This window comes from Lachnospira eligens, from assembly GCF_009680455.1.
In the GTDB taxonomy this organism is placed as follows: Bacteria; Bacillota; Clostridia; order Lachnospirales; family Lachnospiraceae; genus Lachnospira; species Lachnospira eligens_A.
In genome coordinates this window covers 116,530-130,555 of the sequence record NZ_WKRD01000002.1, presented here as the reverse complement: position 1 = coordinate 130,555, position 14,026 = coordinate 116,530, and the positions used below count along the sequence as shown (strand labels likewise).

Annotated in this window: 9 protein-coding genes; 8 read left to right on the top strand and 1 reads right to left on the bottom strand. The window is 39.3% G+C overall.

What is annotated here, in order from left to right:
• The first annotated feature begins 35 nt into the window (after positions 1 to 35).
• Genes GKE48_RS02545 through hemW form a run of 3 tightly spaced genes read left to right on the top strand, consistent with a single transcriptional unit; the run spans position 36 to position 3,773 of the window.
• Positions 36 to 812, top strand: coding sequence for an N-acetylmuramoyl-L-alanine amidase family protein (locus tag GKE48_RS02545; RefSeq protein ID WP_154300379.1), 777 nt, complete (start codon positions 36 to 38; stop codon positions 810 to 812).
• Positions 812 to 2,626, top strand: coding sequence for a translation elongation factor 4 (gene lepA / locus GKE48_RS02540; RefSeq protein ID WP_022097821.1), 1,815 nt, complete (start codon positions 812 to 814; stop codon positions 2,624 to 2,626). The genes GKE48_RS02545 and lepA overlap by 1 nt, the downstream gene beginning before the upstream one ends.
• Positions 2,616 to 3,773 (top strand): radical SAM family heme chaperone HemW, encoded by a 1,158-nt coding sequence (hemW, locus tag GKE48_RS02535; protein ID WP_154300378.1) that lies wholly within the window; start codon positions 2,616 to 2,618, stop codon positions 3,771 to 3,773. The genes lepA and hemW overlap by 11 nt, the downstream gene beginning before the upstream one ends.
• 54 nt (positions 3,774 to 3,827) lie before the next feature.
• Here the strand turns inward: hemW and GKE48_RS02530 are convergent, their stop codons facing one another.
• A complete protein-coding gene (locus tag GKE48_RS02530) occupies positions 3,828 to 4,613 on the bottom strand; it encodes a helix-turn-helix domain-containing protein (RefSeq protein WP_154300377.1) in 786 nt (261 codons plus the stop codon).
• Between the two features lie 266 nt (positions 4,614 to 4,879).
• Here GKE48_RS02530 and GKE48_RS02525 point away from each other — a divergent pair, with 266 nt between their 5' ends.
• The 5 genes from GKE48_RS02525 (at position 4,880) to GKE48_RS02505 (ending at position 13,999) form a co-directional block, all read left to right on the top strand.
• Positions 4,880 to 6,628 carry an ammonium transporter gene (locus GKE48_RS02525; RefSeq protein WP_154300376.1) on the top strand — a complete coding sequence of 583 codons (1,749 nt, stop codon included), beginning with the start codon at positions 4,880 to 4,882 and terminating at the stop codon, positions 6,626 to 6,628.
• Positions 6,629 to 6,905: 277 nt separating this feature from the next.
• Positions 6,906 to 10,466: a pyruvate:ferredoxin (flavodoxin) oxidoreductase gene (nifJ, locus tag GKE48_RS02520; RefSeq protein WP_154300375.1), complete on the top strand. Its 3,561-nt coding sequence runs from the start codon at positions 6,906 to 6,908 to the stop codon at positions 10,464 to 10,466.
• A 463-nt stretch (positions 10,467 to 10,929) separates the two neighbouring features.
• Positions 10,930 to 11,331, top strand: a complete 402-nt coding sequence (locus GKE48_RS02515) for a hypothetical protein (RefSeq protein ID WP_022097825.1) — start codon at positions 10,930 to 10,932, stop codon at positions 11,329 to 11,331.
• Positions 11,332 to 11,390: 59 nt separating this feature from the next.
• Positions 11,391 to 12,125: a hypothetical protein gene (locus tag GKE48_RS02510; protein ID WP_022097826.1), complete on the top strand. Its 735-nt coding sequence runs from the start codon at positions 11,391 to 11,393 to the stop codon at positions 12,123 to 12,125.
• 137 nt (positions 12,126 to 12,262) lie between these two features.
• On the top strand, positions 12,263 to 13,999 hold the full coding sequence (locus GKE48_RS02505; RefSeq protein ID WP_022097827.1) for an ABC transporter ATP-binding protein: 1,737 nt from the start codon (positions 12,263 to 12,265) through the stop codon (positions 13,997 to 13,999).
• Positions 14,000 to 14,026: the final 27 nt, after the last annotated feature.

The following is a 14,026-nucleotide window of genomic DNA, read 5'->3' as shown; positions in this document are numbered from 1 at the left end:
GACAATAGTACAAGAAATATTAATGGGGTACTATAATGAAACATCGTAAAACATTTAGAATAGATAAATTATTCGGACTGGCTACACTTGTCTGCTTGCTGGTTATCACTTTAATGGTGTATAATGATTTTTTTAAGGATACTGTAAGTGAGGAAAACGTTATTGGCAAAGAAACCGAGAGCGAAACCAGAACAAGCGGATATCTTAATGATAATAAGAATGTTGAATCTAAAGGGGCGTCTTCAAAGGCTGTAGTCTGTCTTGATCCATCAAAAGGTGGAAAGGATACTGGAGTGTCGTCATCAGGCAGGAAGGAAAAGGATATAAATCTTGAAATGGCTCTTGATATTAAGTCAAAGCTTGAATCCGATGGGATAGAGGTTGTCATGACAAGAACATCAGATAGGGATGTTACAGACGAAGAACGTGCAAAGATATGTAATTCGTCAAAAGTATATATATGTGTGTCACTTAGAATGAATTCATATAATGCAGATACATCAGTTTCCGGTGCGGAGAGTTATATTCACACGACAAAGCCTGTTGAGGCAGCAGAGCTTTCAAGGATTATTCTTAAGAGCATGGAAAAAAGTACTGGAATTAAGAATCGTGGAGTGAAAACCGGTACAGTTGGAGATGCAAAGGATAATTATTATATTAACGCTCATAGCAAATGTACAAGTACAGTAATAGACATGGGTTTTATAACTAATGTATCAGATTTAAAGAAAGTAACAATTGATAAAACTAAGACAGCACAAGCCATAGCAGATGGCATAAAAGATTATTTAAAACAAGCGGGGTTATATTAATGGCAGGAATTAATCAGAAGAACATAAGAAATTTTTGTATTATTGCACATATTGATCATGGTAAGTCAACACTGGCTGACAGAATAATTGAAAAAACCGGACTTCTCACATCAAGAGAGATGCAGGAGCAGATTCTTGATAACATGGATCTTGAGAGAGAAAGAGGAATTACAATTAAAGCACAGACAGTAAGAACTGTATATAAGGCATCAGATGGACAGGAATATATATTCAATCTTATTGATACTCCGGGACATGTCGACTTTAATTATGAGGTATCAAGAGCACTTGCAGCCTGTGATGGTGCTATACTTGTAGTAGATGCGGCACAGGGAATTGAAGCACAGACACTTGCTAATGTATATCTTGCATTAGACCATGATCTTGATGTATTTCCTGTAATTAATAAGATTGACCTTCCAAGTGCAGAACCTGAAAGAGTTATTGAAGAGATTGAGGATGTTATAGGAATAGAGGCACAGGATGCACCGCTTATATCAGCCAAGAACGGAATTAATATTGAAGAGGTTCTTGAACAGATTGTAACTAAGATTCCGGCACCATCAGGAGATGCTTCCGCACCACTTTCAGCGCTTATATTTGATTCGTTATATGATGCATATAAGGGTGTTATTATATTTGTAAGAATTAAAGAAGGTACTGTCAAGAAGGGTACTAAGATAAGAATGATGGCAACCGGAGCTGTAGAAGAGGTCGTTGAGGTTGGATATTTCGGTGCAGGCCGTTTTATTCCATGCGATGAGCTTACAGCTGGAATGGTTGGCTATATTACAGCAAGTATCAAGAATGTAAGAGATACAAGAGTTGGTGATACAGTTACTGATAATGACAGACCGTGTGAGCAGCCGCTTCCTGGTTACAAGAAGGTTAATCCTATGGTTTACTGCGGATTATATCCGGCAGATGGCGCCAAGTATCAGGATTTACGAGATGCACTTGAAAAGCTGCAGCTTAATGACGCAGCCCTGCAGTTTGAGCCGGAGACATCTATTGCACTTGGATTTGGCTTCAGATGTGGATTCTTAGGACTTCTTCACTTAGAGATTATACAGGAACGACTTGAGAGAGAATATAATCTTGACCTTGTAACAACCGCACCGGGCGTTATATATAAGGTTCACAAGACGAACGGAGATGTAATTGACCTTACTAATCCGTCTAATATGCCGGACCCTTCTGAGATTGATTATATGGAAGAGCCTATGGTAAGTGCTGAGATTATGGTTACAACAGAATTCGTCGGACCTATTATGAAGCTTTGTCAGGAAAGACGAGGCATATATAATGGAATGGAATATATTGAGCAGACAAGGGCGCTGCTTAAGTATGACCTTCCTCTTAATGAGATTATATATGATTTCTTTGATGCACTTAAATCACGTTCAAGAGGTTATGCATCATTTGATTATGAGATGAAGGGGTATGAGCGTTCTAAGCTTGTCAAGCTTGACATTCTTATTAACAAAGAAGAAGTTGATGCACTTTCATTCATTGTATTTGCCGGCAATGCTGAGGAGAGAGGCCGTAAAATGTGTGAGAAGCTCAAGGAAGAGATTCCAAGACAGCAGTTTGAGATTCCTATTCAGGCAGCTATCGGAAGCAAGGTAATTGCAAGAGAAACTGTCAAGGCACTCAGAAAAGATGTACTTGCAAAATGTTACGGTGGTGATATCTCAAGAAAGAAGAAACTTCTTGAGAAGCAGAAGGAAGGAAAGAAGCGTATGCGCCAGATTGGTAATGTAGAGATTCCACAGAAGGCGTTTATGAGCGTATTAAAGTTAGATGATGAATAAAACATATGAAAAAGGGATATATATACATATCCCTTTTTGTGTACACAAATGTATATATTGTGATTTCCTGTCTGCTCCGGCTGGTGATGCTGTAAAATATGCTTACACTAAGGCACTTATTAATGAAATCAGAAATACAGCAGATGGGCAGGTAAAAGATAAGATAACATCCATATTCTTTGGCGGAGGTACTCCGTCAGTACTGCCTGATGGCTGTATAGCTGACATATTAGCTGCTGTCAGGGATTGTTTTGATGTTTTGGATGATGCTGAGATAACAATGGAATGTAATCCGGGAACAGTTAATGAAAGCAGGCTTTCAGAATACAGAGCCGCAGGAGTGAACAGGTTAAGCTTTGGCTTACAGTCTGCTGATAATAATGAATTAAAAATGCTTGGGCGAATACACACATTTGAACAGTTTGAGGAAAGCTTCAGACTGGCAAGGGCTGCAGGCTTTAATAATATTAATGTTGACCTTATGTCGGCTATTCCGGGGCAGACTGAAGCAACTCTTGAAAATACATTTGACAAGGTGACGGCATTACAGCCGGAGCATATATCGGCGTATAGCCTTATTCTTGAGGAAGGCACTTATCTGGCTGATAATATTGATAAGTTTCCGCCGGTTCCTGATGAGGAAGAGGACAGGCGCATGTACCATATAACGAAGCAGATTCTTGGAAATGCAGGGTATGAAAGATACGAAATATCCAATTATAGCAGACCGGGCTTCGAATGCAGGCATAATCTTCTGTATTGGAACAGAGGAGAGTATTATGGCTTTGGGTGTTCGGCAGCAGGATTTACAGAGAATGTGCGGTATTCCGACATAAGAGATGTCAAGAAGTATATAGAGCTTAACGGTGATATAGGAAAACTTCATGAAAATATTGAAATACTGACTAAAGAAGATGCAATGGAAGAATTCATGTTTCTTGGACTAAGAAAGGTTGCAGGAGTTGATGTGAAGGATTTTCAGAACAGGTTTGGGGTTTCAATTAATGATGTTTATGCTAAAGAGACAGAACAGAATATTAATAAAGGTCTTCTTGTAAAGCAGGCAGATATGTTAAGGCTTACTGAATATGGCATGGATATATGTAATACAGTGATGAGTGATTTTATATTAACTGATGGAGATTAAGAAAAGCAGGTGGCAGTCTGATTGTGAAGATTGTCACCTGTTTTAGCATGTATATCAGAAATTCTTGATAAGTTTTATGTAATTCTTAGGAGTCATTCCCATAAATGTCCTGAATTCTCTTTGGAAATGTGCCTGATCCGAATAACCTGCACCTTCAATAAAGAAGCTGTTATCACGTTCTGGGTCAGCAATTATGGCTGCAAGGACATTCTGGAATCTGTACATTTTGATAAAATCCTTCGCACCAATACCATAGACTTCGTTGTAAAGCCTTGATATATGTCTTACAGAATATTCTGATTCTTCTGATAATTCTGCAACAGTACTGGTACCTGAATATATAAGTCTGTTAAGTTTCTCAATATTTTCAGAAACAGGGCAGAAGGTCTTGCAATCTGTAACAAATGCTTTAAAAAGTGTAATTCTGTCTTTAAAGGATGAAGAATTGTGAAAATCCTTTATTAGCTGCATCTCATACGATTGAGGGGCTGGCTCATAACGGAATATATTGTCTGTAATGTTGACGGGATAAGTCTTAATATCACAGCCTTTATTAAAGTAGCAGCCAGTGTTGTCGAATCTTATCCCGAAATAATGGTCAAATTCTTTAAGAGAAAGTGTTGTAAATATGTTCTGGCATCCGATACATATGAATTCAGATATGTCATTATTATCGTTGTAACATATTATCCATTCTGTAGTGGATGATGGAATAAATGAGATGTTAAGGATGGTATTAGTTTTATCTGCTTCGTAAAAATGCATATGCTTAACTGCTTTTGTGTCTGTAAGAACATTTTTATGCATGTCAATTCCAAATGGCTGTATCATATGTTTCATAAATTGTCTCCTCTAAAAGTTTATTTATTAAAATATTATTAAGAAAAAATTAAAAAGTCAATGAAAATGTCCGATTTTTTCAATAATTATTGAAAATGGCGAGTATAATGAACAACATGAATTGAACAGTGATGTACACAAAGGCGTGTAAGCAGTTTGGGAAAACTGCCTGCACGCCTTTTTTGCATTCTGTTTAATCAGGTACAGAACCTGATCAACTCTGTTACCGGCAATTAAATTAAAAAGAATTTCTGATTAGGGAGGAAATGGTTATGCAAGAGATTTTATCAGCGGTAGATGCCGAATTATTCGGTGTGTGGTTCCTTATAGGTGCAGCTCTTGTTTTCTGGATGCAGGCAGGTTTTGCAATGGTAGAAACAGGATTCACAAGAGCAAAGAATTCAGGTAACATTATTATGAAGAATCTGATGGACTTCTGTATTGGTACAGTAATGTTCGTTCTTATTGGATTCAGTTTCTTATTAGGTGAGGATTTACTTGGTTTTATTGGAAAGCCTGGTTTTGATATCTTCACGGCTTACAAAGATTTTGATTTTTCTAGTTTCGTATTTAACTTAGTATTCTGTGCTACAACAGCTACTATTGTTTCAGGTGCCATGGCTGAGAGAACAAAGTTCTTATCATATTGTGTATACTCAGCAGTTATCTCAGCACTTATCTATCCAATAGAAGCTCACTGGATCTGGGGCGGTGGCTGGCTTGCACAGTTAGGCTTCCATGATTTTGCAGGTTCTTGTTGTATTCACATGGTTGGTGGTATTTCAGCTCTTATTGGTGCTAAGATTCTTGGACCTCGTATTGGTAAGTTTGAAAAGGATGCTAATGGTAAGGTTATAAAGGTAAATGCTTTCCCAGGACACAATATTCCACTTGGTGCACTTGGTGTATTTATTCTGTGGTTTGGCTGGTATGGATTTAACGGTGCAGCAGCAACAACAATTGAAGATTTAGGCTCTATTTTCCTTACAACAACAGTTGCTCCTGCAGTAGCTACAGTAACATGTATGATATTCACATGGATAAGATATGGTAAGCCTGATGTTTCAATGTGTTTAAATGCTTCACTTGCAGGTCTTGTTGGTATAACAGCTCCTTGTGATGTAACAGATGCATTTGGTGCAACAATGATAGGTATTGTTTCTGGTCTTTTAGTAGTATTCGGTGTGTGGCTTCTTGACTACAAGCTTCATGTTGATGATCCTGTAGGTGCTGTAGCAGTACATATGATGAATGGTATCTGGGGTACAATTGCTGTTGGCCTTTTTGCAACAAGCTCAGCTCCAGGATATGCAATTGCTTTAGAAGGTGGTTCAATTAAGGGCGAAGGTCTTTTCTATGGCGGTGGATTCACACAGCTTGGACTTCAGTTATTAGGATTTATATCAGTTGCAGCATGGGCAACTGTATGCATGGTGATTGTGTTCACAGTAATTAAGGCTACAATCGGACTCAGAGCTTCTAAGGAAGAAGAAATCAGAGGCCTTGATATTATGGAGCATGGTCTTTCAAGTGCTTATGCAGGATTTGAATTTGGTGGTATGGACTTTGTTGACGGTGATGTTGATGTAATCGGTTCAGAATCAATGGAAGCTTCTGTACCTGCTCTTGTTAAGACATCTGATGCAGGTGATGGCAAGAAGATTACCAAGGTTGAGATTCTTATGAAGCAGGAGAGATTCGAGAGATTCAAGAAGGCCATGAACGATATCGGAGTTACAGGTATGACAGTTACACAGGTTCTTGGATGTGGTACACAGAAGGGTGCTCCTGAATATTACAGAGGTGTTCCAATGGATATCCAGCTTCTTCCTAAGACACAGGTTGAGATGGTAATATCTTCAGTTCCTGTAATGGATGTTATCAATGCTACAAGAAAGGCTCTCTATACAGGTCATATCGGTGATGGTAAGATTTTTGTATATGATGTTGAGGATGTAGTAAAGGTAAGAACCGGAGAATCAGGTTATGATGCACTTCAGGGTGAAGACGATTAATATAATGATTTATTAATAAAATGTAGTAATAATAAGAATATGTAAATCGTGTAATTGGACTTTTCCGATGCTTGGACATTGGAAAAGTCCAGTTTTTAATGGCATTGTATTGATTTTAATAATGAAATAAGCATGAAATCTCACATTTATGCCTTTACTTTTGGAGATAAAGATAATAAAATATTAAGTAATATGTAGGGACGTATAATGTATATCTGGTTATTTATAGCTGGTACATTTATGCCGCCTAAATTTTCTTAAGGAGGAAATATTTATAATGGCAAGACAGAAACATTCTATGGATGGTAATACAGCCGCTGCACATGTAGCTTATGCATATACAGAAGTTGCTGGTATCTATCCAATCACACCATCAAGCCCGATGGCAGATTATGTTGACCAGTGGTCAGCAGCCGGAAGAAAGAACATTTTCGGCAGTACTGTTAAGGTAGTTGAGATGGAATCAGAGGCTGGTGCTGCAGGTACAGTTCATGGTTCTTTAGGTGTAGGTGCATTAACAACAACATTTACAGCTTCACAGGGCCTTTTACTTATGATTCCTAATATGTATAAGATAGCTGGTGAGCAGCTCCCATGCGTATTCGACGTATCTGCCCGTACAGTATCATCACATGCATTGAACATCTTTGGTGATCATTCAGATGTATACGCATGTCGTCAGACAGGTTTTGCAATGCTTTGTGAAACTAACCCACAGGAGGTTATGGATCTTTCTCCAGTAGCTCACTGTGCAGCACTTGAAGGAAAGACACCTTTCCTTAACTTCTTTGATGGTTTCCGTACATCACACGAGATTCAGAAGATTGAAGAGTGGGATTACGAAGATCTTAAGGATATGTGCCCAATGGATGCAGTTGAAGAATTCAGAGCACACGCTCTTAATCCTAATCATCCATCAGCTCGTGGTTCACATGAGAATGGTGATATCTTCTTCCAGCACAGAGAGGCTTGTAACTCAGTTTATGATGCTCTTCCAGCAGTAGTTGAGAAGTACATGAACAAGGTTAACGAGAAGCTCGGTACTAATTATGGATTATTTAACTACTATGGTGCACCAGATGCAGAGCGAGTAATCATCGCTATGGGTTCTGTTAACGACGTAGTAGAAGAAGTTATTGATTATCTTACAGCTAAGGGTGAAAAGGTTGGTCTTATTAAGGTAAGACTTTACAGACCATGGTCATCAGAAGCTATCTTAAAGGTTATTCCTAAGACAGCTAAGAAGATTGCTGTACTTGACAGAACAAAGGAGCCAGGTTCTCTTGGTGAGCCTCTTTTCCTTGATGTTGCTACAACACTTCGTGAAGCAGGACTTAACGACATCACATTAGTTGGTGGCAGATATGGTCTTGGTTCTAAGGATACACCACCTTCATCTATCTTCGCTGTATATAAGGAATTAGAGAAGGATGCTCCTAAGAGCAGATTCACAATCGGTATCGTTGATGATGTTACTAACCTTTCACTTCCAGAAGTTAAGCCAGCTCCAATTACTTCAGCTGCTGGTACTAAGGAATGTAAGTTCTGGGGTCTCGGTGGAGATGGTACAGTAGGTGCTAACAAGAACTCTACTAAGATTATCGGTGACCACACAGACAAGTACATCCAGGCATACTTCCAGTATGATTCTAAGAAGACAGGTGGTATCACAATTTCTCACTTAAGATTCGGTGATAACCCAATTAAGAGTCCATATTACATCAATCAGGCTGACTTCGTAGCATGTCATAACCCAGCATATGTTACACAGGGTATGAAGATGGTACAGGATGTTAAGCCAGGTGGAGTATTCATGATCAACTGCCAGTGGACAGATGAAGAATTAGGACATCATCTTAACGCTGAAGCTAAGAAGTACATTTATGATAACAAGATTCAGCTTTACACAATCAATGCCATTGATAAGGCTATCGAAATCGGTATGGGTAAGAGAACTAACACAATCTTACAGTCTGCTTTCTTTAAGTTAGCTGATGTAATGCCTATCGATGATGCTATTAAGTTCATGAAGGAAGCTGCTAAGAAGTCTTACTCTAAGAAGGGTGATGCTGTAGTAGAGATGAACTACAAGGCTATTGATGCCGGTGTAGATGCTATACATAAGGTAGAAGTTCCAGATTCTTGGGCTAATCCAGAAGCTGATGCTCCTAAGGAAGCTAAGACAGGACGTCCAGAAGTTGTTAAGTTAGTTAACGATCTTCTTGAGCCAATCTCTAAGATGGATGGTGACAGCCTTCCAGTTTCAGCATTCAAGGATTGCGCTGATGGTCAGTTCGAAACAGGTGCTTCTGCATACGAGAAGAGAGGAACAGCCGTTATGGTTCCTGAGTGGGATCCAGCAGCCTGCATTCAGTGTAACAGCTGTGCATTTGTTTGTTCACATGCAACAATCAGACCATTTATTCTTTCAGCTGATGAAGTTACAGCAGCTCCAGCAAACATCAAGCTTGCAGATTCTAAGCATGCTGTAGATACAACTATGAAGTATACAATGTCTGTATCTCCTTTAGATTGTATGGGATGTGGCGAGTGTGTTACTGTATGTCCTAAGGCAGGAGAAGCTATTAAGATGGTTCCACAGGAATCTCAGTCAGCTGAGCAGCCTGTATTTGATTACCTCGTTGCTAACGTTGGTAAGAAGGAAATCAAGCCAGCGCTTGTTGAAACTCCAATCGGTTCTCAGTACAACCAGCCATTACTTGAATTCTCAGGTTCATGTGCAGGATGCGCAGAGACATCATATGCTAGATTAATTACACAGTTATTCGGTGAGCAGATGTACATTTCTAATGCTACAGGTTGTTCTTCTATCTGGGGTAACCCAGCTGCTACTTCACCATATACAGTAAACAAGGATTCTAAGAAGGGTCCAGCTTGGTGTAACTCATTATTCGAGGATAATGCTGAGCATGGTTTAGGTATGTATATTGGTCAGAAGTACATCAGAGAGCAGGCTATCGAGATGATTGAAGAGATGGCTGCATCTGATAAGGCATCTGCTGAGTTCAAGGTAGCAGCAGCTAAGTACATCGAGACTAAGGATGATACTAAGGCTAACACACCAGCTACAGAAGCTCTTGTTGCAGAGTTAGAGAAGGCAGCTGCAGATGGTTGTCCAACAGCTCCACAGGTATTAGCTAAGAAGGATTACCTTGCTAAGAAGTCTGTATGGATCTTCGGTGGTGATGGATGGGCTTACGATATCGGTTACGGCGGATTAGACCACGTACTTGCTTCTGGTGAGAACGTTAACGTTATGGTATTCGATACAGAAATGTATTCTAACACAGGTGGACAGGCTTCTAAGGCTTCTAACATCGGTGAGGTTTGCCAGTTCGCTGCAGCAGGTAAGGAAATCGGAAAGAAGAGCCTTTCTGAAATCGCTATGCAGTATGGTTATGTATATGTAGCTCAGATTGCTCTTGGTGCTAACATGGCTCAGGCTCTTAAGGTAATCAAGGAAGCAGAGGCTTACAACGGACCATCACTTATCATTGGTTACGCTCCTTGCGAACTTCACGGTATCGCTAAGGGTGGTATGAACCACTGCCAGGATGAGATGAAGAAGGCTGTTAAGGCTGGTTACTGGAACCTCTTCTCATTCAACCCAGCACTCAAGGCTGAAGGAAAGAATCCATTCACACTTACATCTAAGGAAGGTGATGGATCATATCAGGAATTCCTTAATAACGAGGCTCGTTATACAAGACTTGTTAAGCCATTCCCAGAAAGAGCTGAGAGACTCTTCGCTAAGTCTGAGGAAGTTGCTAAGGAAAGATATGAGCATCTCCAGAAGTTAGTAGAACTTTACAAGTAATTAATATATAACTTAATAGTTTGTATGTTTCTCAAATGCTCCCGCAGGGCTTGTCCCTGCGGGAGTTTTTTGTGGTGGGGAGAAGATGGGAAAATTGTGGGAAGTAAGGGTGTAAAGTTAAACTTTTTGAGAGAGGGATTCGTATATATATGCAGAAGAAAAGAAAAGCTGTGGCGGATTGGACATTGAAGCAGAGTGAAGGCAGGTTGAAGTCCTAAAGGAACGAGAAAGAGAGGCGGATTGGACGTTGAAGCGGTTGGGAGACAGGTTGAAGTCCAAAAGGAACGAGAAAGAGAGGTGGATTGGACGTTGAAGCGGAGTGAGCCACGGAGGAAGTCCAAAAGGAGTGAGAAATAGTGGTGGATTGGACGTTGAAGCGGTGGAAGCCACGGAGAAAGTCCAAAAGGAACAAGTAAAAGTAACAGGCTGATCTATGAAACGGAGAGAAGATAGGAGGTATCTTATGAAGAAGAAAATAAGCGGAAAAGCTATAGCAGCGATTATTGCTGCACTGGCAGTTGTGGGGATTGCAGTGTATCTGATAGGCAGTACATCAAAACAGGTAGTTAATATTGATATCAGCGGCTTTAATGAGATGACAATAATGTCTGGTGGTACAGGAAAGACTATAACACCGAATGAGGAACAGAGAATGCAGATAAGCAGTCTGGTAAAGAATATGAATCTTAAGGCAAAGAAATTCCCACGGACTAATGGTTGGGGATATTGCATTACTTATTATAAAGATGGGGTGGCAAATACGATTGTACTTGCTGGAAAAGTTACATGGAATGGGGCAGATTATAAGGTGGATAAAGAATCGTATGATAAACTGAAAGAATATATTGATACTTTGTATAAATAACTTGATAATCAAACTAATATGTATTATAATTTGAAAATCAAAATAATTGGAGGCTCAAATTGAATACAAATGTTTTAAATAAGAAAAAATTGATTACAAGTATTATATTTAAGGCAATATCGCTGATTGCTTCAGTGTATGGTCTTGTGTTTACGATTGACAGTATTAAGTCATTTACATTTTTTACAACGCTGTCTAATGTGGCACTTGATATTGTGCTGGCGGTGTTTATTGTGCTTGATGTTATACTGCTTACGAAGGAAAAGGATTATAAGAGCAATGGGCTTTATATTCTTAAATTCCTTATGACACTTTCGATTACACTGACATGTCTGGTGTATATGATTATTCTTGGACCGACTTCAGAGAATGGACTGATTGGTGCATATCTTAATAAATATGCGGGAAGTCTTGGAGTACATTTAATTGGTCCGGTATTTGCAATTGCTGATTTCCTTATGTTTGATAAGGGCTTTGTGGCAAAGAAAATATATGCAATATATGCAGTTATTCCACCACTTTGCTATGTTGCATTCGTATACATACTGGCTGCACTTGGAGTAAGATGGTATGATACAATGACAGCACCTTATAACTTCCTTAATTATGCAGCACCGACAGGCTGGTTTGGCTGGGATTTAAGCAAGATGGGATCTGAATCTCTAGGAATCGGAGTTGTGTATATGATTGTGGTTCTATTGCTTATATTTATTGGAATAGGGCTTTTATATCTTGCAATTAACGGAGCAGGCAGAGATGGTAAGGCACAGAAAGCGGAACTTGTGAGCGAGTAGAAGGTTAAAAATGTCCGGCATGTGATTTAAAATGAATTGCATGCCGGACATTTTATATACTTTTTCATTGTCTTACTTTATGCTATAATATCGGGCAGGAATTGAAGAAGATTAAATATAGAAAACAGGAGAAGATTATGAAAGAGAATCTTAAGAAGCTGGCTAAATACTACAAGCCGTATTTAGGCACATTTATACTTGATATGATACTGGCAATGATGTCAGCAGCGGTGGCACTTGTGATACCACTTGTTGTAAGGTTCATTACATCAAAGGTCGCATATATGAGTGCCAATGAAGCACTTTCAAGAATTATGATTATTGTTGGAGTACTTTTTGTGCTTGTACTGATACAGTGGGGCTGCAACTACTATATATCTAATTATGGACATGTAATGGGTGCAAAGATTGAGTACGATATGAGGGCAGAGATATTCAATCATTATCAGAAGCTCTCATATTCATTCTATGATGACCAGAAGGTTGGACAGTTATTATCAAGAATAACATCAGATTTGTTCGATATTACAGAGCTTTTGCATCATGGACCAGAGAATATAACTATTTCACTGATTAAGATAATTGGTGCATTATGCATATTAAGTTCGATTGACTTAAGACTTACGATTGCCGCATTTGTGCTGATTCCGTTCATGCTTGTATTCGCGTATGTGCTTAACAAGCGCATGAAGAGAGCATTTAAGAGAAACAGGGTAAGAATCGGTGAGATAAATGCACAGATAGAGGACAATTTGTCTGGAATAAGGGTTGTTAAGTCATTTGCAAATGAAGATATTGAATGTGAGAAATTTAAGAAAGGCAATGACTTGTTCCTTGAATCTAAGAGAGACAGCTATCATTATATGGGAATGTACAATGCAGGACTTACTGCATTTACAACAATGATAAATGTAATCGTAATCGCAGCAGGCGGTATTGGAATTGCAAAGGGCTGGGTAAATATTACGGATTTCGTTACATTTTTACTGTATATAAATATTTTTACGGAGCCAGTTAAGGTGCTTATTGATTTCACAGAGCAGTTCCAGAATGGCTATTCGGGTTACGAAAGATTCTTAGAGATTCTTTCAGTAGAGCCGGAAATAGCTGATAAGCCTGACGCAAAGGAGCTTACTGATGTGAAGGGTGCAATAACATTTGAAAATGTGTCATTCAGATATAAGGACGGCGTGGACGAGGTGCTTTCGGGGGTTAATCTGTCAGTAAGACCGGGAGAATATGTTGCACTTGCAGGTCCTTCGGGAGTTGGAAAGACAACACTCTGCTCGCTTATTCCAAGATTTTATGAGGTGACGGGCGGTTCGATTAAGATTGACGGAACAGATATCAAAGATGTTACGCTTAAAAGCCTGCGTGACCATATTGGAGTTGTACAGCAGGATGTGTATCTGTTTATGGGTACAATTAAAGAGAACATAAGATATGGAAAGCCAGATGCTACAGACGAAGAAGTAATTCAAGCGGCAAAGCTTGCAAATGCGCATGATTTTATTATGAGCTTTGAGAACGGATACGACACAGATATCGGACAACGCGGAGTCAAATTGTCAGGAGGTCAGAAGCAGAGACTGTCAATTGCAAGAGTATTCTTAAAGAATCCTCCAATTCTTATATTTGATGAGGCGACATCAGCACTTGATAATGAGAGTGAGCAGATTGTACAGGAATCACTTGAGAAGCTGGCTAAGAACAGAACCACATTTGTAATAGCACACAGACTTACAACTATTGAAAATGCGGAGGAAATCCTGATGCTTACTGACGAGGGCATCAAGGAGAGAGGAACTCACGAGGAGCTTATGAAGCTTGATGGTGAGTATGCAAGAATGGTTAAGATACACAGCAGAACATAACATACCAGTTTACAATGTTTATATGCA

What these genes read in the sequence shown, in the direction of transcription:
- lepA (WP_022097821.1), top strand. Translation starts at nt 812, where the DNA reads ATGGCAGGAATTAATCAGAAGAACATAAGAAATTTTTGTATTATTGCA.
- GKE48_RS02505 (WP_022097827.1), top strand. Translation starts at nt 12,263, where the DNA reads ATGAAAGAGAATCTTAAGAAGCTGGCTAAATACTACAAGCCGTATTTA.
- nifJ (WP_154300375.1), top strand. Translation starts at nt 6,906, where the DNA reads ATGGCAAGACAGAAACATTCTATGGATGGTAATACAGCCGCTGCACAT.
- GKE48_RS02530 (WP_154300377.1), bottom strand. Translation starts at nt 4,613, where the DNA reads ATGAAACATATGATACAGCCATTTGGAATTGACATGCATAAAAATGTT.
- GKE48_RS02525 (WP_154300376.1), top strand. Translation starts at nt 4,880, where the DNA reads ATGGTTATGCAAGAGATTTTATCAGCGGTAGATGCCGAATTATTCGGT.
- GKE48_RS02515 (WP_022097825.1), top strand. Translation starts at nt 10,930, where the DNA reads ATGAAGAAGAAAATAAGCGGAAAAGCTATAGCAGCGATTATTGCTGCA.
- GKE48_RS02545 (WP_154300379.1), top strand. Translation starts at nt 36, where the DNA reads ATGAAACATCGTAAAACATTTAGAATAGATAAATTATTCGGACTGGCT.
- hemW (WP_154300378.1), top strand. Translation starts at nt 2,616, where the DNA reads ATGATGAATAAAACATATGAAAAAGGGATATATATACATATCCCTTTT.